We start from the raw sequence: 19,463 nt of genomic DNA on the forward strand, positions 1-19,463 counted from the left end.
CTCCCGAACCCCATCGGCCCGGCCCCGTTCTCCCGGGGCCGGGCCGTCGGCGTGGGCGGGGGGTCAGACCGCCGGCGGGAGTTCGCCCGAGCCGCGGGGGATGAGGCGGGTGGGGAGTTCGGTGCGGGACGGGGGGAGCCCGGCTCCGGCCAGGCGCTGGAAGAGGCGGTCCGTGGCCACCCGGCCCAGCGCCGCCGGGTCCTGGGCGACCACCGTGACGCCAGGCCGCAGCAGGTCCGCCAGCTCGAAGTCGTCGAAGCCGACCAGGGCCACCGGGCGCTCCAGCGCGGCCAGGACCCGTACCACCGTGACCGTCACCCGGTTGTTCCCCGCGAAGACTGCGGTCACCGGCTCCGGGCCCGCGAGCATCGACCTGGCCGCCGCCGCGACCCGGTCGGGGTCCGTCGAGCCGAGCGAGACCCAGGATCCGGCCACGGCGAGGCCCGCCTCCGCCATGGCCGCGCGGTAGCCGCGCAGGCGCTCCGTCGCCGTGTGGATGCGGGGGTGGTCCCCGATGAAACCGATCCGGCGGTGGCCGCCCGCGATCAGGTGGGCGACGCCGCCGAGGGCCCCGCCGAAGTTGTCCGACAGCACCACGTCGGCGTCGATCCCGCCGGCCGGCCGGTCCACGAACACCGTGGCCACCCCCGCCCGCATCTCCGGCTCCAGGTAACGGTGGTCGTTCCCGGCCGGGATCACGATCAGGCCGTCCACCCGGCGGGCGCACAGCGCGAGCGCCAACTCCCGCTCCCGGTCCGGGTCCTCGGCGCTGGAACCGTTGATGAGCAGCGCCCCGTGCGCGCGGGCCACCTCCTCCACGGCCCGGTTCAGTGGACCGTAGAAGGGGTCGGCGAGGTCCTCCAGGACCAGGCCGACCGTGGCGGTACGGCCCTTGCGCAGCACGCGTGCGCTGTCGTTGCGGCGGAAGCCAAGGGCCTCGATGGCCTCCAGGACCCGCTTCTCCGTCTCGGGGGTGACGCCCGGCTCGCCGTTCACCACCCGGGACACCGTCTTGAGGCCGACGCCCGCCTGGGCCGCCACGTCCTTCATGGTCGGCCGGTTGCCGTAGCGGGGGTCGGACGTGCGGCGGTTGTGGGGCACGGTCGTGAATCCTCCCTGGTACTCGGGCGAGCGTGCGGGCTCGTGACCTTGAGGATAAGCACTCGGCCGATAGTGAGGTTTTCGTGGCAGGGTGGGGCGGGCAAGCCACTGGGGGCTCCGGACGAGCCATGGGGAGAGGGGTAGACGTGATTGTCTGGATCAACGGCACGTTCAGCGCCGGGAAGACCAGCACGGCCCGTGAACTGACCGCAATCCTCCCGGACAGCACCCTGTTCGACCCGGAGTTCATCGGCGACGCGCTGCGGGTGCTGCTGCCGCCCAAGCGGCTGGCGGAGGTCACCGACTACCAGGACCTGCCGAGTTGGCGGCGGCTGGTCGTGGACACGGCCGCGGCGATGCTCGCGGAAGTGGGCGGGGTACTCGTGGTCCCGATGACGCTGCTGCGCCAGGACTACCGGGACGAGATCTTCGGCGGGCTGGCGGCGCGGCGCATCCCGGTGCGGCACGTGCTGCTCGCCCCTGCGGAAACGATCCTTCGGGAGCGGACAGCGACCCGCACCGAGCCCGGGGACCCGCAGGACGTGGACCTGCGGGTCCGGCAGTGGGCCTACGACCACATCCCGGCCTACCAGGAGGCGCTCGGCTGGCTCACCGGCGACGCGCACGTCATCGACAACGGGACCCTGACCGTCCGCGAAACCGCCGAGCGGATCGCCGAAGCCGTCCGCTCGGAGACCGCCCGGGTCTGCGACATCGTGCAGACCCCGGAGCCCACGCGGGAGACGGTCGCCGCCGGGGTGCTGCTCTTCGACGAGCAGGACCGGGTGCTGCTGGTGGACCCGACGTACAAGGCGGGCTGGGAGTTCCCGGGAGGCGTTGTCGAAGCCGGCGAGGCACCCGCGTGCGCCGGCGTACGGGAGGTCGCGGAGGAACTGGGCCTCGTCCTGGACCGGACGCCCGGGCTCCTCGTGGTCGACTGGGAACGCCCGCAGCCCCCCGGCTTCGGAGGGCTGCGCCTGCTCTTCGACGGCGGCCGCCTCACGCCCGAGACGGCCGCCCGCCTCCGGCTGCCGGGCCCCGAACTGCGGGCCTGGCGCTTCGTGACGGAGGCCGAGGCCGCGGAACTCCTGCCACAGCACCGCTACGAACGCCTGCGCTGGGCCCTGCGCGCCCGCGAACGCGGCCGCCCCCTCTACCTGGAGGCGGGCGTCCCCACCGGCTGAGGTGGTTGCTGCCCATGGCCCGGTTCGCCTCCGGGGCGCCCGGTGCCGGCTCACTGGCCCGCGGTCAGGCAGGGGTGTCGGCGGCGGCCTCGGCCAGGGCGGAGGCGGTGGCCACCGTGAGGGGATCGCCGTGGCCGAAGCAGGCGACCGACGGTTCGAGCCCGGCCAGCCGCCGGAACGACTCGATCGCCCTGACGCGGTCGACGTTGAAGACACCCAGCATCAGCGGGCCGACGGCGGCGACGCAGTCACCCGCGAACAGCACACCGTGGCGCGGCAGGTGGATGCCGATGCTGCCGTCGGTGTGGCCCGGGGCGTGGACGACGTACGCCCCGTCCCCGAAGCCCAGCTCGTCCCCGTCCTCCAGCTCGCGGTCGACCGGGGTGGGCGGGGCCTCGGGAACGGTCAGGCCGTGCGCGTACAAGGGGATCTCCCAGTCCAGGAGCACCGGTTCGGGAACGGGCCGCTCGCCCCGGATCACGGGCGCGTCCAGCCGGTGCGCGAGCACCCGGGCCCCCCAGCGGGCGGCGAGTTCACCGGCCGCGCCCACGTGGTCGCGGTGGCAGTGCGTGAGGACGATCCGCTCAAGCCGCTCGGGGAGCAACCCGAGGGAACGTATCGCCCCTTCGATCGCCGCCGCTGATCCGGCGTTGCCCGCGTCGACGAGGGTGAGCGCTCCGCCGTCCTGCCAGAGGTACGCCTGGCCGATGGGGAAGCGGAGCATGTGGAGCCGGTTCGGGAGCACTTCGACGAGATCCATACGGTGAACGTACGGACGGTCCGCCGCCCCGGGCACGCGACTTCACCGTCAGCGGAGTACGCCCAGGGCACACTGCGCCCTGGGCGTAAACGGAGCGGCGCGTACCGGGCCGGCGGGTGCCGGGCCGACGCGTACCGGGTCCGGCCGGATCAGGCGCGCTTGGACTCCGCGTAGTTGACGAGGAAGAGGGCCTCGGCCACCGACAGGCGCTCCAGCTCCTCCGGCGACACGCTCTCGTTGACCGCGTGGATCTGCGCCTCCGGCTCGCTCAGCCCGATCAGCAGCATCTCCGCCTGCGGGTACAGCGACGTCAGCGTGTTGCACAGCGGGATCGACCCGCCCATGCCGCTGATCTGCATCTCCTGGCCGGGGTAGGCGGCCTCCAGGGCCGTGCGCATCGACGCGTACGCCGGGCTGTCGGTGTCCGCCTGGAACGGCTGGCCCTGGCCGACCACCTCCAGTTCGAGACGCGCCTTCCACGGCGTGTGCGCCTCCAGGTGGGCCTGGAGCAGCTTGATCGCCTCGCCGGTGTCCACGCCCGGCGGCACGCGCAGGCTGATCAGCGCGCCGGCGCTCGCGTGCACGGACGGCGTCGCGCCGACGACCGGGGGGCAGTCGATGCCGAGCACGGTGACGGCCGGGCGGGCCCACAGGCGGTCGGCGATGGTGCCCTCGCCGATCAGCTCGACGCCGTCCAGCACCTTCGCGTCGGTGCGGAAGTCCGCCTCCGGGTACTGCAGGCCCTCCCACACCTCGTCCGAGGCGAGGCCGTCGACGGTCGTGGAACCGTCCGCGGCGCGCAGCGAGTCGAGCACGCGGATCAGCGCGGCCAGCGCGTCGGGCGCGGCACCGCCGAACATGCCGGAGTGCAGGTTGCCGCCCAGCGTGTCGATCTTCACCTTGAGCAGGCACATGCCGCGCAGGGTGGCGGTCACCGTCGGCAGGCCGAGGCGGAAGTTGCCCGCGTCGCCGATGACGATGGTGTCGGCGGTCAGCAGCTCCGGGTGCGCCTCCGCGTACTGCTGGAGACCGCCGGTGCCCTGCTCCTCCGAGCCCTCGACGATCACCTTCACGCTCACCGGCACACCGCCGTTGGCCTTCAGGGCGCGCAGCGCCAGCAGGTGCATGATGAACCCGCCCTTGCAGTCGGCCGCGCCGCGCCCGTACCAGCGACCGTCGCGTTCGGTCAGCTCGAAGGCCGGGGAGATCCAGGCGTCGTCGTCCAGCGGCGGCTGCACGTCGTAGTGCGCGTACAGCAGTACGGTCGGCGCGCCCTCGGGGCCGGGCAGGAAGCCGTACACGGACTGCGTGCCGTCGGGGGTGTCGAGCAGAGCCACGTCCCGGAAGCCCTCGACGCGCAGGGCGTCGGCCACCCAGTTCGCCGCGGCCTCGCTCTCGCTGCGGGGGAACTGCGCCCAGTCCGCCACCGACTGGAAGGCCACCAGCTCGGTCAGCTCCTGCTTGGCGCGGGGCATCATCGAGGCGATGGTCTCGGCGATCGGATTCTGGGACATGGGCACGCTCCTTTTGGGTGCGACGTTGTATCCGTGTACGCATCCCGCGCATGCGCGGGATGCGCGTATGCCGGGTGCGGCGAAAAGACGGTCCGATCTTCGCACAGCAGGGTGGGGCGGCGTCTCGCCGTAGGATTTCACCGGCATCGGAGCAACCGGGTGATCAGGAGCAGCAACACATCGTGAGCAGCGACGACGACGTACGCGACGCAGGTGCGGATGCAGGCGAAGGCGCGGATGCAGGCGAAGGCGCGGGCATGGACGCCGCGGCCGGAGCGGACGCAGGCACGGGCGCGGGCCCGGCCGGGCAGGGGGCGGGCGACGAGGTGGCCGGGGGAGCCGGCGAGGTGTGGGACGTGGTCGTGGTCGGAGCCGGACCGGCAGGGTCCTCCGCCGCGCACGCGGCGGCCACGGCGGGGCGGCGCGTCCTGCTGCTGGAGAAGGCCGAACTGCCCCGGTACAAGACGTGTGGCGGCGGCATCATCGGCCCCTCGCGCGACGCCCTCCCGCCGGGCTTCGTCCTGCCCCTCAAGGACCGCATCCACGCGGTCACCTTCTCCATGGACGGCAAGCTGACCCGTACCCGCCGCTCGAAGCACATGCTGTTCGGGCTCATCAACCGGCCCGAGTTCGACGCGGGGCTGGTCGCGGAGGCGGAGAAGGCGGGCGCCACCGTCCGTACGGGCACGGCCGTGGCCCGCGTGGAGCAGCACGGGACGGCCGTGCCCGACCGGCGCACCGTCGCCGTGGTGCTGGCCGACGGGGAGACCGTTCTGGCGCGCGCGGTGGTCGGCGCGGACGGCAGCGCGAGCCGGATCGGCGCGCACGTGGGCGTCGAGATGGACCAGGTGGACCTGGGCCTGGAGGCGGAGATCCCCGTCCCCGCGACGGTGGCGGAGGACTGGAAGGGGCGGGTGCTGATCGACTGGGGTCCGCTGCCCGGCAGTTACGGCTGGGTCTTCCCCAAGGGCGACACCCTCACGGTCGGGGTGATCTCGGCCAAGGGCGAGGGTGCCGCGACCAAGCGGTACCTGGACGACTTCATCGCCCGCCTCGGACTCGCCGGCTTCGAACCGGCCGTCTCCTCCGGGCACCTCACGCGGTGCCGCAAGCCCGACTCGCCGCTCTCGCGCGGCCGGGTCCTGGTCGCGGGCGACGCGGCCGGACTGCTGGAGCCGTGGACCCGCGAGGGCATCTCCTTCGCACTGCGCTCGGGGCGGCTCGCGGGGGAGTGGGCGGTGAAGATCGCCGAGGCGCAGGACGCGGTGGACGCGCGCCGGCAGGCCCTCAACTACGCCTTCGCGGTGAAGGCCGGGCTGGGCGTCGAGATGGGCGTCGGCAAGCGGATGCTGACCGTCTTCGAGGCCCGGCCGGGGCTGCTGCACGCGGCGATCACCGGCTTCCGTCCGGCGTGGCGGGCCTTCGCCCGCATCACGCGGGGTGCGACGACCCTGGCCGACATGGTCCGTACGTACCCGCTGGCGCGCAAGGCGCTGCACGCGCTGGACGCGCGGCAGGCGGCGGCGCGGAGCGGCGACCGGGGATAGGAGCCGTGCGCGAAGACCCGGACGACTGCCCGGGCCCGGGGCCCGGGCCGGGGCCCCGGGCCCGGGTCTGGGACCGGATCTCGGCCGGATCTCGGCCGGGTCTGGGCCCGGGCCCGGGGAGCCGGACCGGCGGAGCGGCGCGAACCTCAACCGGGTGGACCGGCCGGACGTGGTCCTCGCGGCCTTCGCGCGGAACGAGCCGACGGTCGGGGTGGAGGTGATCGCGCTCGCGCTCAACCACCCCGCCCCCTCGGTGGCGCTGCCGGTGGTGGCCAGGGCCCTGGAGTCACCGGACCGGGAGGTCCGCGGACAAGGGGTCGTCGCGCCGGCGCACGTCGCGCGGATCCACCGCACGGTGGACCGGCGGTGCCTGGAGCTGCCGCGCGGCTGCCCGCGCGGCAACGAGGCCGACGACGACCTGTGGTCCTTCGTCCCGCACCGCCGGCTGCCCCTCTGGCTGTGGTGCCACCACCTGGCCGAACGGCTGCTGAGGTGGCGCGGCTGAGCCGGGTTCGCGGCCTGTCACCTCGACGCGGGGACGATCCGGAAGACGGGGTGGTCGCCGGCGATGGCCTGGATCTCCGCGTCCGAGGCCTTCGCGTCGACGCCCCGGAAGAACTGGTTGACCTCCCAGCCCCACTTCTCCAGGTAGGTGCGCAGGATCGCGGCCTTCTCGACCGGGTCGGCGATCTCGACGACGGTGAACGCGCGCACCTTCCGCCCCACGCGCAGCTCGCCGCCGCCCGCCACCCGCATGTTGCGGACCCACTGGGAGTGGCCGCGGGCCGAGACGAGGTACTCGGCGCCCTCGTACCGGTGCGGATTGACCGGGATGCGCTGCATCTTGCCGGACGTGCGGCCGCGCACCGAGAGCTCGGCGCTGCCGGCCAGGCTGATGCCGACACGGGCCAGTTTGCCGAAGAACGAGTTGAAGCGCGTGACGAGCGGGCCGGCCTGGACGTAGTACGGGGTGGGCGCGTTCACGAGGACCTCCGGGCCGTCTTCTGCATCGGGAGAGCAGTGCTCTCGCTTGAGATCAGTGTGCATCGGATCGACGCACCAAAGCAAGAGCACTGCTCTCGAAATAGATCGGCGATCCGTTTTCTGGGCAGTGCTCCGCCCGCGTGGCACACTGACCCGCATGAACACCGTGCGAGGGGCCAGGGAACGGGCCCGTATCGAGGTCACCGCCGCCATCAAGGACGAGGCCCGCCGCCGGCTCGCCGCCGAGGGCGCCGCCAAACTCTCCCTGCGCGCCGTCGCCCGCGAGCTGGGCATGGTCTCCTCGGCCCTCTACCGCTACTTCCCGAGCCGCGACGAGCTGCTGACCGCGCTCATCATCGACGCGTACGACAGCCTCGGCGCCGCCGCCGAGCAGGCCGACGCCCGCGCCCACGCCGCAGGAGCCCCGCCCCGCGACCGCTGGATCGCCGCCTGCGAGGCCGTCCGCGCGTGGGCACTGGAGCACCCGCACGAATACGCCCTCGTCTACGGCTCCCCGGTCCCCGGCTACAGCGCCCCCGCCGACACCATCGGCCCCGCCTCCCGGGTCGGCAACGTCCTCATCGGCATCGTCCGCGCCGCGTTCGAGGGGCGCGGCCTCGCCCTCCCGCCGCTCCCGCCGGCCCTGGGCCCCGAGGCCGGCCGGATGGCCGCCGAGTTCGCCGAGGGCCTGCCGCCGGCGGTCGTCGCCGCCCTCGTCGCCGCCTGGGCGCAGCTCGCCGGGCTCGTCTCCTTCGAACTGTTCGGCCAGTTCCAGGGGGTCGTCGAGGAACGGTCCGCCTTCTTCACCCACGCGGCGGGTCAACTGGCGCACGGGGTCGGACTGCCCGCCGTATGACAGGACGGCGGGGGAGGGGGGCGTCCCCGCGCGAATTCACGTGATGGGGCGACGGCTCGCTCTGCTGTTCCTCAGGCCAATACAGGAGGTTCAGCCTTGAACGACGGGCCGTCCGTCTAGTGTTCCTCGGGTCCCCCACCCCGCCTCCATCGGAGGAAACGTTCATGCCTCGCGCGGAGAAGGCCTTGTACGCCGTCCTGGCCACCGTCCTGCTGGCCGCGCCGGCGCCGTCCGCCGCAACGCCGCAGCGCGAAGCGTCCGCCGGGTCCGCTGCGGCCGCCGCCCCGGCGCCCACCCGGCCCCCCACCCCCCGGCTGCCCGGCGTACGGGGCCTGGAGATCGGCGTCCCCGCCTACGTGATGGCGAACGACCGCATGCTGACCGACCTCACCAAGGCCGGCCCGGCGCCCTCGGTGGTCGTACTGAACCCGGGCAACGGCGACGCCCCCTTCGACGCCCCGTGGCGGGCCCGCGCCGACGCGCTCCGCGCCCGCACCACCTCCACCGGCGAGCGGACCAAAGTGCTCGGCTACGTGCACACCGACCACGGCAACCGCGACATCGCCGCCGTCAAGGCATCCGTCGACAACTACCTCAAGACCCCCGACGGCCGCCTCCACGTCGACGGCATCTTCTTCGACGTCGTCAGCCGCGACTGCGGCCCCGCCAACGCCACCCGCGACCACTACGCCGAGCTGCGCCGCTACGTCCAGGACACCATGAACGCCGCCGACCCCGCCGTCCCCGACCTCGTCGTCAACAACCCCGGAACCGCCATAGCCGACTGCTACCTGGAGCCCGGCCGCCGGACCGCGGACGTCTTCGTCACCTACGAGGACACCTACGCCGCCTACACCGGCGCGGGCTGGCTCGGCGGCAACGTCTTCGACCACGACTCCGGCTACCGCCCCGGCACCGAACTCGACCCGAGCGGCACGGCCTTCTGGCACCTGGTCCACGACGTGCCCGGCGACGGGGCGATGCGCGCCACCCTCCGCACCGCCTTCGACCGCGGCGCGGGCTACGCCTACGCCACGGACACGGTCATGCCCAACCCGTGGAACACGGGCCCGACCTGGAAGTACACCTCCCAGACCAGCTACGCGGCCACCCTCGGGTAGGGATGTCACGCCGGCGGCCACGTGACGGCGGCGTTCAGGGAGCCGGGACCGGGACCGGGACCGGCGCCGGGGGCCGGCCGGTGAAGGTCTCGTCGAGGGCCCGTCCGCACAACTCGGCGTCGCGGAAGGTGCCCCGGATGCCCCGGGCGGTGATGAAGTCCCTGACGTACCCGGCGTCGCCGACCATCGCCCGGCCGGGACCGTACGGCCTGCGGAAGAAGTTCGGTACCGCCGCTCCCACGAGGCGACTCTCGCGGGTGGCGGACGCTGCCCGTTCCGCGAACGCCGGGGCCGGCGCGATCGTGGCCGGGCAACCCGCCTCGACGTCCGCCCGGTCGGCCGCGACGCCACGCATCGGGACCCCGCAGATGACCACCGTCCGGTCGTCGTGCATGGGCCACGCGGCGAAGGCGCGGTCGGGCCGGACGTACGTCTCGAAGCGGCCGTGCATAGGCAGCCCGCTCCAGCAGGAGCAGCAACTGCACCGGAGATTCGGCTGCTCCGCGTACCGGGCGGCGCCGACGGCCCTGGTGACGAGCGAGTCGATCCCGTCCGCGCCGCCGCCGACGCGCCTCGCCGACCGCGACTCCGGAGCCGGTGCGTACCCCCTTCTCCCCGCCCGGCCCCGTCTCGCGGGTGGTCGGGTGATCGGACGCGACGTCATGTGGTCCAGATCGCCAGCAGCCGGTTCGCCGCCCGGAAGTGGTCGGGAGAGTCCGCGTTGCACACCACGGTGACCGCGGTGTTCCGGTCCGGGCTCACCTTGAAGGTGCTGTGGAACTGCTCCCAGTCGCCGCGGTGCACCAGGCTGTTGTCGGGAAGGAGGAGCATCCCGGCCCCGTACCGGCCCGCCTCGATGCCGCGCCCGCGCAGCACGTCGCCCACGCCGACCGCTCCACGCGTGACTGCGGTGAGCAGCGCGGGTCCGCCGACGCGCCCGGTGCGGTAGTTGTCGGCCCAGCGGACCATCTCCCCCGGAGTGGTCTGCACGGACCCGTCCCCGTACTGCTTCCAGGGGGAGGCGTCGGGGGTGAAGGAACCGTCCTTCTCGGCGTACGACTTCGCCTTCCCGGGAACGTCCACCGCCGGGGACAACGTCATGCGCAGGTGCAGCGGAGTGAAGAACTCCTGCTGCAGGAAGGCCGGGAACGGCTTCCCGGTGACCTTTTCGACGACATGGGCCAGCAGGACGTAGTTGGAGTTGGAGTACGAGAACCGCTTGCCCGGCGGACCCTCCGGCCGCGAGGCGAGGACGGCCGCGATCGCCTCCTGCTGGCCGGCCGGATCCGTGACCTCGACGCCCTTGGCCTCCAACAGGTCCTGGTAGTCGGGAATGCCGCTGGTGTGACGCATCAGGTCCCCCAGCGTCACCTTGCGGGTCCAGACGGGCGGGTCGTCGAGGAAGTCGGACAGGGGGTCGTCCAGCGAGAGTTGATGCCGCCCGGCCAGCAGGAGAACGGCATCCGCGGTGAACTGCTTGGAATTCGACGCCATGTCGAAGACCGTCTTCGAGGTGATGCCACGCCCGGTGGCCAGGTCGGCCTTGCCCCTCCCCGCCTCCCAGACGACTTCACCGCGCTCGCCGACCGCGGCCGCGCACCCCGGGCCGTCGGGGGACGGCACCAGCTCCCGGAGCACTGCCGCGCTACGCTGCGCGCGGTCGTCGTCGGCCGCGTACGCCCGTGGGGTCGCGACACCGGTGAGCGCGACCAGGACCATGGCGGCCCCGGCGGTGTACGACGACGACCTCCGATGCACGCGGAACACCTTCCTCCCACTGCCGAGGCTCCTCCGGCGGCCGCGCCCCGGCCAGTCGATCAAGAGCCGGCCGGGCTCCGCGCGCAGCCGGCCCGAGGGGTCAGCAGGTCGAGTGGAAGAGGCCGCCCACGGGCCGGCCGCCGGCCGCGAGGGAGTCGTAGAGCGTGGCGGCCGCCCGGGTCTCCCGCACGTGCACCTCCACGCCCGTCTGCCGGAGCAGCTCCAGGGTCGGCGGTGCGATCCGGAGCCGTTCGTCCATGCCCAGGCTGAGGACGAGGACCGTCGCCCCGCGCTCCAGCAGCTCGCGGACGTCCCCGGGCTGGACCCCGGGGGAGTGCCGGGTGCCGTGCGCGGCCCAGTCCCACGGGTGGCCGCCGCCCGGATACAGGACGAAGTCCTTGCCGGGAGGCAGGCCTTCGACTTCCATCACGCCCCATTCCAGGCGGCTGATCCCCGGGGACCGGCCCGTACCCTCCGGCGCGGCGGCACCGGGCGGGCCGGACGCGGTGTCACCGTCGGAGCGGCCATCGGTGCGGGCATCGGTACGCGCATCGGTACGGGCGTCGGCGTCGGCATCGCTCATGCGGCCAGCATCGCAGCCGCGATGATCACCAGCGCGGGCCTTTCGCGGAGCGGGACCGCCCGGCCCGGGTCAGCGGTAGTCGTCCGGGTGGCCCTGCATCCAAGTGTTGATCTTGTCGCGGGTGCCGATCAGCAGCGTCTGGTGTTCCTTCAGGTTCTTGAAGCTCCGGTCCCCGCCCAGCTCGGCGTCGAGCTTCGCGACCAGCGCGATCGGCTCCGGGAAGTGCCCGGGACCCTTCGGGTCCGCCTTCATCGCCGCGTCCAGGCCGTGGAGTTCGTCGTAGACCCGGCCGAGGAAGTAGGCGCATTCGGCGGGCGTGCACGAACCGTCCAGCGTGGCCTGCAGCCCCGCGAAGGCGTCCCGGACCTTCTCCGGCGCGGTGCCGGGCAGGGCGGAGGAGGACGGCCCGCGGGACGCCGAAGGCGCGGCCCGGCCCGCTTCCGACGCGTCCGGCAGCGAGGACGCGGACGGCGTGGAGGCCGCAGAGGGCGTGGAGGAAGCGGAGGATGCCGAGGGCGCGGTACCCGGCGTGGCCGGATCCGCAGCGCAGGAGACCGCGAACCCCGCCAGAACCACCGCGGTCAACGCCGCGCCGCGCACCGTGGAACCGAACATCTGCTACCCCCGTGATCGTTGAGGAGGTGACCATAACCGCTGGTCCGCGCAGGTCTCCGGCCGGGGGGTGGGTGGCGGGCGCCGATGGCGGCCGCCGACGCCGCCGCCCCCGGCGGAGCGGTCAGATTTCGGCCGTCTCCATCCACAGCGCCGCCAGCGACAGGTCGCCCGTCACCCCTGGACCCGCCAGCGGCTGCCGGTTCCACAGCGCCGCGTACAGCCAGGCCGCCTCGCCGGTCACCTCGCAGTCGACCGCGTCGCCGAGGTCGCCCGGCACCGTGCGCGGCGGCGCCGGTGACAGGTGGACGGTCCACACCGCGCCCGTGTCGGCGGCGCGGATCCGCATCGTCCGCGGCTGCGGGGTACGCACCCGGCTGCGCGGCCGCGCGTGGAAGCCGGTGAGCAGCTCGTCCACCCCGTCCTCCGCGAACTCCGGCGGCACCGGCGAGAAGACGACGCCCAGTGCGGTCTCCGCGTCCATCCGGTGCACGGTGGTCTCATGGGCCTGCCGCCGGGCCCAGAACGCCACCGGCGACGCCGGGGCCGTCGGGAGGAAGGTCCAGCACTGCACGTCGTCCGGCGCCTCCGTCAGCGTCCGCACCAGATCCGCATGGCCCTGCCGGAACCACGCCAGGAGCTCGCCGTCGACCAGTTCCGGAGCCTCGGGGAACCCCGTGGGCTCCAGCCGCCCCTCCGCGACGTAGGCGGCGGCCCAGCGGTGCACCGACCCGGTGTGCCGCAGCAGGTCGGTGACGTGCCAGCCCGGACAGGACGGGACGAAGGCATCCGTACCGGCTCGTTCTGCCACGTCGGCGAGCAGCGCGCCTTCCCGGGCGAGGGTCTTCACGTACTCGGTGATCTCCATACCGGGAGTCTTACAGCCCCGGCACCGACAATGGAGGGATGGACGGGGAACTCTTCCCGCGCGAGCGGACCGTGATCGCCCCCGGCGCGGTGCACGTGCCCGACTGGCTCGGTGAGCACCGGCAGGGCGAGTTGCTGGCGGCCTGCCGCGAGTGGGCCCGCCCGCCTGCCGGCCTGCGCACCGTACGCACCCCCGGCGGCGGGGTGATGACCGCCCGGCAGGTGTGCCTGGGCCTGCACTGGTACCCGTACGGATACGCCCGCACCGCCGTCGACGGGGACGGGGAGCCGGTCAAGCCGATGCCGCACTGGCTCGCCGAGCTGGGCGGGGAAGCGGTCGCCGCCGCCTACGGGGTGTCGCCGGAGCCCGGCGCGGCCGCCTACGACATCGCGCTGATCAACTTCTACGACGGGGACTCCCGCATGGGCATGCACCGCGACGCGGAGGAGAAGTCCCCGGCGCCGGTGGTCTCGCTCAGCCTCGGCGACAGCTGCCTCTTCCGCTTCGGGAACACCGCCTCGCGCGGACGCCCCTACCGGGACGTGGAGCTGCGCAGCGGGGACCTCTTCGTCTTCGGCGGCCCCAGCCGGCAGGCCTACCACGGAGTGCCGAAGGTCCTGCCGGGCACGGGTCCGCGGGCGCTCGGGCTGAGCGGGCGGCTCAACATCACGCTCAGGGTCGGCGGCCTGGGCTAGGGGGTGTCTTGCCGATCAGGCCGGGTCCGCGCTGCCCGGCGTGATCGGCGGGACACCCCCGGGGGCGGCGTCCGGCGCCCTCCGATCATGCGAGGATCGATGCCATGAACGGCAACGGGGCCCCACCGCGGATGGGGGATGCGACCACGCCATCGGTGTCGAGCACCGGCACGCGGACCAAACTGGAACGCGGCCGCGGCGCGCTCGGGCCGGCGCTGGAGCTCGTCCACACCGGCCGCGCCCCGACCCGTGCGGTGCTGACCGCCGAGCTGGGCGTCACCCGTGCCACCGCCGGCGCGGTCGCGGCCGAACTGGAGGCGCTCGGACTGATCCGGGTCGACTCCCGCCCCGGCGCCTCGGGCGGCACCGCAGGCACCGGCGGAGCCCAGGGCCGTCCCTCGCACCGCCTCTCGGTGGCCGAGGACGGGCCGGTGGCGCTCGCGGCCCAGGTGCACTCGGACGGCTTCCGGGCCGCCCTGGTGGGGCTCGGCGGCCGCATCGTGGCCACCGCCCCCGGCAAGGTCACCGTCTCCGCGGACCCGGCACAGGTGCTCGGCGCGGTCGTGCGGGCCGGCGCGGAGCTGCTCGCGGAGAGCGGCCGACGCTGCGTCGGCGCCGGTCTCGCGGTCCCCTCGGCGGTCGCCGAACCGGACGGCACGGCCCTGAACCCGCTGCACCTGGCCTGGCCGGCCGGCTCCCCCGTACGGGACATCTTCGCGGAGTGCGTGAAGGCCGCCGGGATCGACGGACCGGCTCTGACCGGGAACGACGTCAACCTCGCGGCGCTCGCCGAGCACCGGCACGGCGCGGGCCGCAGCGCGCAGCACCTGCTGTGCGTCGCCACCGGGCACCGAGGGGTCGGCGGGGCCCTGGTGCTGGACGGCCGTCTGCACAGCGGAAGTTCCGGCCTGGCCCTGGAGGTCGGCCACCTCACGGTGAACCCCGAGGGGCGGGCCTGCCACTGCGGCGGCCGCGGCTGCCTGGACGTGGAGGCGGACCCGCTGGCCTTCCTCACCGCGGCCGGCCGCAGCCCCGGCCCCGAGGTGTCGCTGCTCCAGCAGGCCCGTGACCTGCTGCGCGAGGAACCAGGGGAGCCGGCGGTACGGGCGGCCACCGAGGAGCTGATCGACCGGCTCGGCCTGGGCCTCGCGGGCCTGGTCAACATCCTGAACCCGGACCGGATCATCCTGGGCGGCCTGCACCGGGAACTGCTCTACGCCGACCCGGAGCGGCTCCGGGCGGTCGTCGCGGACCGCAGCCTGTGGGGCCGCAGCGGGGGCGTGCCCATCCTGCCGTGCACCCTGGACCACAACAGCCTGGTCGGTGCGGCGGAACTGGCCTGGCAGCCCGTGCTCGACGACCCGCTGGGAGCCCTGGCCTAGGGGGTGACTCGCCGATCGTGCCGGCTCGCGGCGGCCAGGTGGCCGGCCCGACACCTTCGACGGGGGAAGCCGTTCAACCTTCCGCCGGTGCTTCTCCGCTTGAGGCCGGGGCGACGTAGACCGAGACCTGAGTCGGCCTTCCGCCGGTGTACCGGGCCTCGGCGAGGGTCGCGACCAGGTCACGGAGGATGTCCAACGCAATCCAGAAATCACCTCGCGCGTCCGCGACGGGCCGGGCGTCGGGCCAGACGATGACCACGCGGGGAGTTTCCAGCGCATGGAGCCCGCTCCACACCGAATCCGAGAGGGCTTCCCACACCCTGCGGGAGGTCCCGAGCGGCGGGTCCGAGGGAAGGGTCTCCCGCACCGCCTCGAAGAACGCCTCCTCATCGGTCCGCCCGCCGGTGGAGAGCGTGAACACGGGAACGCCCTGGCGGACGGCTTCCTCGACCACCCCGGCGATGTCCGCACCGGAAACCTCGTGCAAGCCCCTGTCGATCACCATGCCCAGAACCGTACCGGTGCGTCCTCCCGGCCCGGATCACGCCCGCTGATCAGTGTGTGAGCGGCCGGCACCCGGGGCCGGCAGCCCGGTTGAGGCAACCGCATGGGCCCGCGGAGGCCCCGTGGCACCGGCCGCCGCTCCCCTGTCCGGGCCGATCAGGCCGGGCTCGCGGTGACCGGCGAGGGAACCGGGAGCGCGGCCGGGACGGTGGCCGGGTCGACGGCCACGACCACCGTGCGCGCGGGTTCCCGCGCGGGCCTGGCCACGATCGAGACCGGGAGCGTCGGCGCGACCGGCGCGGGCGTCGCCGTCAGGGAGAACCAGACCACCTTGCCCGGCCCGTCGGGCCGTTCGCGCACGCCCCAGGCCTCGCTGAGCGCCTCCACGAGGGCGAGCCCGCGGCCGCTGGTCTCCAGCGGCCCGGCCGGCGCCCCGCGCAGCACCGGAAGCCGCGGATCGCTGTCGATGACCGAGACCGTCAGCCGCCCGAGCCGGAGCTCGATCTCGACGACGCAGGTCTTGTCCGGCTGCGCATGGCGGTGGACGTTGCTCAGCAGCTCCGTCACGCCGAGCGCAGCCCGGTCTATGAGCGGATCGAGCTGCCAGTGGCGCAGTTGGGCCGAGACGATTCTGCGGATTTGGCCGATCCGCGACGGCAAGGCCTGCAGTTCGACGACGCAGTGCCTGCGGGAATGACTGATCACGGCTGCGACTCCCCGACATGAGTGTTACGGGTGCTGCACCCTCGGTAATGCTCCACCAGGGTCACCCACGGTGCCGCGCAGTGCAACCGAACGCGATCGAAAGCGATCCGCATAGATACCCAAAGTGACTGTTTGTGCAGGTGAGAGAGGTACATTGCGAAAGCAGGGGGCGAAGTAGACCCATGAAGGAGCGCGGCGCATGAGCACCACCGGCACTACCGGCAACAGCGGCACCCCAGTCACCACCGGCACGACCGCCACGACCGCCACGACCGTCGACGTCGACCGCAGCGACGCGGACTACCGCGCCTGGCTGAAAGAGGCCGTGCGCAAGGTCCAGGCCGACGCGAACCGCTCCGCGGACACCCACCTGCTGAAGTTCCCGCTCCCCGAGGCATGGGGCATCGACCTCTACCTCAAGGACGAGTCCACGCACCCGACGGGCTCCCTCAAGCACCGCCTCGCCCGCTCGCTGTTCCTCTACGCCCTGTGCAACGGCTGGGTCCGGCCCGGCCGCCCCGTCATCGAGGCCTCGTCCGGCTCGACCGCCGTCTCCGAGGCGTACTTCGCCAAGCTGATCGGTGTCCCGTTCATCGCCGTCATGCCGCGCACGACCAGCCCGGAGAAGTGCCGCCTCATCGAATTCCACGGCGGCGAATGCCACTTCGTGGACGACCCGATGAAGATGTACGAGGCGTCGGCGGAGCTCGCCGCCCGCACCGGCGGGCACTACATGGACCAGTTCACGTACGCGGAGCGGGCCACGGACTGGCGGGGCAACAACAACATCGCCGAATCGATGTACCAGCAGCTCAAGCTGGAACGTTTCCCCGAGCCCGCCTGGATCGTGGCGACCGCCGGCACCGGTGGCACGTCGGCGACCATCGCGCGGTACGTGCACTACATGCAGCACGACACCCGCATCTGCGTCCCGGACCCGGAGAACTCCTGCTTCTTCGAGGGCTGGACCCACAACGACCCCGAGGCGAGCAGCGATTGCGGCTCGCGCATCGAGGGCATCGGCCGCCCGCGCATGGAGCCGAGCTTCGTGCCCGGCGCCATCGACCGGATGATGAAGGTCCCGGACGCGGCGAGCGTCGCCGCCTGCCGCGCCCTGGAGACGGCCATAGGGCGCAAGGCGGGCGGCTCGACCGGCACCGGCCTGTGGAGCGCCCTGAAGATCGTCTCGGAAATGGTGGCGGAGGGCCGTACCGGCAGCGTCGTCACCCTGCTGTGCGACCCGGGCGACCGCTACCTGGACAAGTACTACTCCGACGAGTGGGTGGCGGCCCAGGGCCTCGACATCGCCCCGTACGCGAAGACCCTCGACACGCTGCTGACGACCGGCGTCTGGCGCGAACCGACCGCCTGAGCCGGCCGGTCGTCCTTCAGGCGCTCCCCCACTCCCACATGCTGCGCACCACCGGCTCCAGTGCCCGGCCCCGGCCTGTCAGGACGTAGCGGACCCGCGGCGGCCATCCGGGAGTGCGGTGGCGTTCGACGACGCCCGCCCGGGTCAACTGGGCCAGCCGGTCCGAGAGGACCTTGTCGGAGAGGGCGGGCAGGGCCGCGGACAGCTCGGAGTAGGTGGCCTGGCCGCGGCGGAGGAACTCCCGCAGGACCAGCGGTGTCCAGCGGCCGCCCAGCGCGGTGAGGGTGATGTCGACCGGGCAGTGCGGTTCGCGGGCGGGCGGGACGAGCGCGCTGTCCGGGCAGTCCTCCAGCGGGCCGCCCGGGGCACCCGCCGGTGCGTGTCCAACCGTTTGGTGAGTCACGAAAGCCCGCCCTAACGTCCGTTGCGAACAGCCCGCCCGCGTACCTCCAGGGGGACTTTGTGCGCATCCATCATCTCAACTGCGGTTCGCTCCGGACGATCACACCGCTCGGCGGGACATCCGCGACACCCGCGACACCCACGGCGCCCGCGGCACCCACGGCGCCCGCGGCACCCACGGCGCCCGCGGCACCCACGGCGCCCGCGGGTGCCGGAGGCCGCGAACTGGCCGCCGTCTGCCACTGCCTGCTCATCGAGACGGACACGGACGGCCCGGTCCTGGTCGACACCGGCCTCGGCACAGCCGACCTGCGAGAGCCCGACCGGGCGCTGGGCGCGGACTGGGTGGCCTACGTCCGGCCCGCGCCGGACCCGGCGCAGAGCGCGCTGCGCCAGGTCGTCCGACGCGGGTACGCGCCACAGGACGTGCGGCACATCGTCCTCACCCACCTGCACCGGGACCACACGGGAGGACTGGCGGACTTCCCGCACGCGCGGGTCCACGTGCACCCCGACGAGTACCGGGCCGTCACCGACCCCGCGGCCGCGCACCACCGGCACAGCCTCGACGGCTTCATGCCGGCGCACCGGGCGCACGGCCCGCTGCTGACACCGGCGCGCACGGACCGGCGGGAGACGTGGTTCGGCTTCCCCGGCGTGGCACGACCGCAGGGGCTGGGATTCGAGCTGCTGCTGGTGCCGCTGCCCGGCCACTCGGCCGGCCACGCGGGCGTCGCGGTGCGCGACGACGACGGCCGGTGGCTGCTGCACGCGGGCGACGCGTACATGTATCACGGCGAGCTGGAGCACACCCCGCCCCTCGACCACCCGGTCCTCGATCCGGTCCAGCGGGGAGCCCAGACCGACGCCACGGCACGCACCGCGACCCGGGACCGCCTGCGCGACCTCGTCCGGGACCACGGGGACGAGGTCACCGTCTTCAGCGCGCACGACCCGTGGGAATACGCCCGCCTCACCGCGAACACCACGCCCACCACGCCCACCGCGCTCAGCGGTTGGGGCCGCTGACGCCCGCGAGCCGGGCGTCCAGGGTGCGGACCGCCGTGCGGAAGGAGTGCCCCAGGCCCGGGCGGGCGACGGTCAGGGCCAGGCGGAACGCGGCCGGGCCGTCCGCGGCGAACGTCCAGCGGACGCGGGTGCCGGAGCCGGCCGGAGTCAGCCTCCACTCCTCCAACAGGGCCCGGACCCCCGGCGCGTTGGTCGCGTCGACCCGGTACGCGTAACGCCGTTCGGGATCCGCGGCCATGATCGTCTCCTGCATGTGCACCCCGCCCAGCAGCTTGATCTCGCGGCCCGCCCCGCCGTAGGTCGGGCGGGCCAGCGTCACGGCCCTGAACCAGCGCGGCCAGCCCTCCACTTCATCGGCGAGCGCGTGGTACACGGCCTCGGGCGGCGCCGAAGCCTGCGCGGCGAACACCAGCCGGACGGGCGCGTCGTCGATGAAGTCCAGCCCCACCGGGCGGAGTCGGCGAGCCATGGCGGTACCTCCTGGGG

At 73.6% G+C, this 19,463-nt stretch carries 22 protein-coding genes; 9 read left to right on the top strand and 13 right to left on the bottom strand.

Annotation, left to right across the window (positions count from 1 at the left end; all coding sequences use genetic code 11):
• Positions 1 to 63 precede the first annotated feature (63 nt).
• Complete coding sequence (locus IG86_RS0105815; RefSeq protein ID WP_078905844.1) at positions 64 to 1,050, bottom strand: LacI family DNA-binding transcriptional regulator; 987 nt, start codon at positions 1,048 to 1,050, stop codon at positions 64 to 66.
• Positions 1,051 to 1,247: 197 nt separating this feature from the next.
• Between IG86_RS0105815 and IG86_RS0105820 the strand changes: the two genes are divergently transcribed.
• On the top strand, positions 1,248 to 2,285 hold the full coding sequence (locus IG86_RS0105820; RefSeq protein ID WP_030818622.1) for an NUDIX hydrolase: 1,038 nt from the start codon (positions 1,248 to 1,250) through the stop codon (positions 2,283 to 2,285).
• A 64-nt stretch (positions 2,286 to 2,349) separates the two neighbouring features.
• On the opposite strand, the gene IG86_RS0105825 is transcribed toward IG86_RS0105820, so the two are convergent.
• Entirely contained in the window at positions 2,350 to 3,045 is a 696-nt protein-coding gene (locus IG86_RS0105825; protein WP_030818620.1) for an MBL fold metallo-hydrolase, read from the bottom strand.
• 149 nt (positions 3,046 to 3,194) lie between these two features.
• Entirely contained in the window at positions 3,195 to 4,559 is a 1,365-nt protein-coding gene (locus IG86_RS0105830) for a dipeptidase (RefSeq protein WP_030818618.1), read from the bottom strand.
• A 347-nt stretch (positions 4,560 to 4,906) separates the two neighbouring features.
• Here IG86_RS0105830 and IG86_RS0105835 point away from each other — a divergent pair, with 347 nt between their 5' ends.
• Both IG86_RS0105835 and IG86_RS39710 read left to right on the top strand, forming a co-directional pair.
• On the top strand, positions 4,907 to 6,106 hold the full coding sequence (locus tag IG86_RS0105835) for a geranylgeranyl reductase family protein (protein WP_045936881.1): 1,200 nt from the start codon (positions 4,907 to 4,909) through the stop codon (positions 6,104 to 6,106).
• Positions 6,107 to 6,260: 154 nt separating this feature from the next.
• Positions 6,261 to 6,611, top strand: a complete 351-nt coding sequence (locus IG86_RS39710) for a hypothetical protein (RefSeq protein ID WP_051784989.1) — start codon at positions 6,261 to 6,263, stop codon at positions 6,609 to 6,611.
• A gap of 17 nt (positions 6,612 to 6,628) precedes the next feature.
• Here IG86_RS39710 and IG86_RS0105845 read toward each other — a convergent pair whose 3' ends face one another.
• Positions 6,629 to 7,153 (bottom strand): nitroreductase/quinone reductase family protein, encoded by a 525-nt coding sequence (locus tag IG86_RS0105845; RefSeq protein WP_173429163.1) that lies wholly within the window; start codon positions 7,151 to 7,153, stop codon positions 6,629 to 6,631.
• A 94-nt stretch (positions 7,154 to 7,247) separates the two neighbouring features.
• Here IG86_RS0105845 and IG86_RS0105850 point away from each other — a divergent pair, with 94 nt between their 5' ends.
• Positions 7,248 to 7,946: a TetR/AcrR family transcriptional regulator gene (locus IG86_RS0105850; protein ID WP_030895192.1), complete on the top strand. Its 699-nt coding sequence runs from the start codon at positions 7,248 to 7,250 to the stop codon at positions 7,944 to 7,946.
• Positions 7,947 to 8,110: 164 nt separating this feature from the next.
• Positions 8,111 to 9,067 carry a spherulation-specific family 4 protein gene (locus IG86_RS0105855; protein WP_234316155.1) on the top strand — a complete coding sequence of 319 codons (957 nt, stop codon included), beginning with the start codon at positions 8,111 to 8,113 and terminating at the stop codon, positions 9,065 to 9,067.
• A 34-nt stretch (positions 9,068 to 9,101) separates the two neighbouring features.
• Here the strand turns inward: IG86_RS0105855 and IG86_RS0105860 are convergent, their stop codons facing one another.
• The 5 genes from IG86_RS0105860 to IG86_RS0105880 form a co-directional block, all read right to left on the bottom strand.
• Positions 9,102 to 9,518 (bottom strand): hypothetical protein, encoded by a 417-nt coding sequence (locus tag IG86_RS0105860; RefSeq protein WP_051784990.1) that lies wholly within the window; start codon positions 9,516 to 9,518, stop codon positions 9,102 to 9,104.
• A 209-nt stretch (positions 9,519 to 9,727) separates the two neighbouring features.
• Positions 9,728 to 10,825 carry a serine hydrolase domain-containing protein gene (locus IG86_RS0105865; protein WP_157854770.1) on the bottom strand — a complete coding sequence of 366 codons (1,098 nt, stop codon included), beginning with the start codon at positions 10,823 to 10,825 and terminating at the stop codon, positions 9,728 to 9,730.
• A gap of 100 nt (positions 10,826 to 10,925) precedes the next feature.
• On the bottom strand, positions 10,926 to 11,408 hold the full coding sequence (locus tag IG86_RS0105870; RefSeq protein WP_078905809.1) for an MTH938/NDUFAF3 family protein: 483 nt from the start codon (positions 11,406 to 11,408) through the stop codon (positions 10,926 to 10,928).
• Between the two features lie 69 nt (positions 11,409 to 11,477).
• Positions 11,478 to 12,023 carry a hypothetical protein gene (locus IG86_RS0105875; RefSeq protein ID WP_030895202.1) on the bottom strand — a complete coding sequence of 182 codons (546 nt, stop codon included), beginning with the start codon at positions 12,021 to 12,023 and terminating at the stop codon, positions 11,478 to 11,480.
• A gap of 121 nt (positions 12,024 to 12,144) precedes the next feature.
• The gene (locus tag IG86_RS0105880; protein WP_030895204.1) at positions 12,145 to 12,888 is read right to left on the bottom strand and encodes a maleylpyruvate isomerase family mycothiol-dependent enzyme; all 744 of its coding nucleotides are present in this window, start codon (positions 12,886 to 12,888) and stop codon (positions 12,145 to 12,147) included.
• A gap of 38 nt (positions 12,889 to 12,926) precedes the next feature.
• On the opposite strand from IG86_RS0105880, the gene IG86_RS0105885 reads away from it, so the two are divergent.
• Both IG86_RS0105885 and IG86_RS0105890 read left to right on the top strand, forming a co-directional pair.
• Complete coding sequence (locus IG86_RS0105885; RefSeq protein ID WP_030895206.1) at positions 12,927 to 13,583, top strand: alpha-ketoglutarate-dependent dioxygenase AlkB family protein; 657 nt, start codon at positions 12,927 to 12,929, stop codon at positions 13,581 to 13,583.
• Between the two features lie 104 nt (positions 13,584 to 13,687).
• Entirely contained in the window at positions 13,688 to 14,965 is a 1,278-nt protein-coding gene (locus IG86_RS0105890; protein WP_078848387.1) for an ROK family protein, read from the top strand.
• Positions 14,966 to 15,038: 73 nt separating this feature from the next.
• Here IG86_RS0105890 and IG86_RS0105895 read toward each other — a convergent pair whose 3' ends face one another.
• Together IG86_RS0105895 and IG86_RS39715 are read right to left on the bottom strand one after the other, a co-directional pair.
• Positions 15,039 to 15,470, bottom strand: coding sequence for a barstar family protein (locus IG86_RS0105895; protein WP_030895208.1), 432 nt, complete (start codon positions 15,468 to 15,470; stop codon positions 15,039 to 15,041).
• A 155-nt stretch (positions 15,471 to 15,625) separates the two neighbouring features.
• Positions 15,626 to 16,174: an ATP-binding protein gene (locus IG86_RS39715; RefSeq protein ID WP_030818587.1), complete on the bottom strand. Its 549-nt coding sequence runs from the start codon at positions 16,172 to 16,174 to the stop codon at positions 15,626 to 15,628.
• Positions 16,175 to 16,373: 199 nt separating this feature from the next.
• Here IG86_RS39715 and IG86_RS0105905 point away from each other — a divergent pair, with 199 nt between their 5' ends.
• Positions 16,374 to 17,546 carry a PLP-dependent cysteine synthase family protein gene (locus IG86_RS0105905; RefSeq protein ID WP_030818584.1) on the top strand — a complete coding sequence of 391 codons (1,173 nt, stop codon included), beginning with the start codon at positions 16,374 to 16,376 and terminating at the stop codon, positions 17,544 to 17,546.
• Positions 17,547 to 17,562: 16 nt separating this feature from the next.
• Here IG86_RS0105905 and IG86_RS0105910 read toward each other — a convergent pair whose 3' ends face one another.
• The gene (locus IG86_RS0105910; protein ID WP_030895214.1) at positions 17,563 to 17,949 is read right to left on the bottom strand and encodes a winged helix-turn-helix transcriptional regulator; all 387 of its coding nucleotides are present in this window, start codon (positions 17,947 to 17,949) and stop codon (positions 17,563 to 17,565) included.
• A 59-nt stretch (positions 17,950 to 18,008) separates the two neighbouring features.
• Between IG86_RS0105910 and IG86_RS40835 the strand changes: the two genes are divergently transcribed.
• Positions 18,009 to 18,977 (top strand): MBL fold metallo-hydrolase, encoded by a 969-nt coding sequence (locus IG86_RS40835; RefSeq protein ID WP_078905810.1) that lies wholly within the window; start codon positions 18,009 to 18,011, stop codon positions 18,975 to 18,977.
• On the opposite strand, the gene IG86_RS0105920 is transcribed toward IG86_RS40835, so the two are convergent.
• Positions 18,958 to 19,446 carry an SRPBCC family protein gene (locus tag IG86_RS0105920; protein WP_030895226.1) on the bottom strand — a complete coding sequence of 163 codons (489 nt, stop codon included), beginning with the start codon at positions 19,444 to 19,446 and terminating at the stop codon, positions 18,958 to 18,960. The two genes, IG86_RS40835 and IG86_RS0105920, sit on opposite strands and share 20 nt — an antisense overlap.
• Positions 19,447 to 19,463 lie beyond the last annotated feature (17 nt).

Origin of the sequence: Streptomyces virginiae (assembly GCF_000720455.1) — a bacterium.
Classification (GTDB): Bacteria; Actinomycetota; Actinomycetes; order Streptomycetales; family Streptomycetaceae; genus Streptomyces; species Streptomyces virginiae.

What these genes read in the sequence shown, in the direction of transcription:
- IG86_RS0105825 (WP_030818620.1), bottom strand. Translation starts at nt 3,045, where the DNA reads ATGGATCTCGTCGAAGTGCTCCCGAACCGGCTCCACATGCTCCGCTTC.
- IG86_RS0105870 (WP_078905809.1), bottom strand. Translation starts at nt 11,408, where the DNA reads ATGAGCGATGCCGACGCCGACGCCCGTACCGATGCGCGTACCGATGCC.
- IG86_RS0105845 (WP_173429163.1), bottom strand. Translation starts at nt 7,153, where the DNA reads ATGCACACTGATCTCAAGCGAGAGCACTGCTCTCCCGATGCAGAAGAC.
- IG86_RS0105850 (WP_030895192.1), top strand. Translation starts at nt 7,248, where the DNA reads ATGAACACCGTGCGAGGGGCCAGGGAACGGGCCCGTATCGAGGTCACC.
- IG86_RS0105920 (WP_030895226.1), bottom strand. Translation starts at nt 19,446, where the DNA reads ATGGCTCGCCGACTCCGCCCGGTGGGGCTGGACTTCATCGACGACGCG.
- IG86_RS0105855 (WP_234316155.1), top strand. Translation starts at nt 8,111, where the DNA reads ATGCCTCGCGCGGAGAAGGCCTTGTACGCCGTCCTGGCCACCGTCCTG.
- IG86_RS0105860 (WP_051784990.1), bottom strand. Translation starts at nt 9,518, where the DNA reads ATGCACGGCCGCTTCGAGACGTACGTCCGGCCCGACCGCGCCTTCGCC.
- IG86_RS0105830 (WP_030818618.1), bottom strand. Translation starts at nt 4,559, where the DNA reads ATGTCCCAGAATCCGATCGCCGAGACCATCGCCTCGATGATGCCCCGC.
- IG86_RS0105875 (WP_030895202.1), bottom strand. Translation starts at nt 12,023, where the DNA reads ATGTTCGGTTCCACGGTGCGCGGCGCGGCGTTGACCGCGGTGGTTCTG.
- IG86_RS0105895 (WP_030895208.1), bottom strand. Translation starts at nt 15,470, where the DNA reads ATGGTGATCGACAGGGGCTTGCACGAGGTTTCCGGTGCGGACATCGCC.
- IG86_RS0105885 (WP_030895206.1), top strand. Translation starts at nt 12,927, where the DNA reads ATGGACGGGGAACTCTTCCCGCGCGAGCGGACCGTGATCGCCCCCGGC.
- IG86_RS0105880 (WP_030895204.1), bottom strand. Translation starts at nt 12,888, where the DNA reads ATGGAGATCACCGAGTACGTGAAGACCCTCGCCCGGGAAGGCGCGCTG.
- IG86_RS0105815 (WP_078905844.1), bottom strand. Translation starts at nt 1,050, where the DNA reads ATGAAGGACGTGGCGGCCCAGGCGGGCGTCGGCCTCAAGACGGTGTCC.
- IG86_RS0105890 (WP_078848387.1), top strand. Translation starts at nt 13,688, where the DNA reads ATGAACGGCAACGGGGCCCCACCGCGGATGGGGGATGCGACCACGCCA.
- IG86_RS0105905 (WP_030818584.1), top strand. Translation starts at nt 16,374, where the DNA reads ATGAGCACCACCGGCACTACCGGCAACAGCGGCACCCCAGTCACCACC.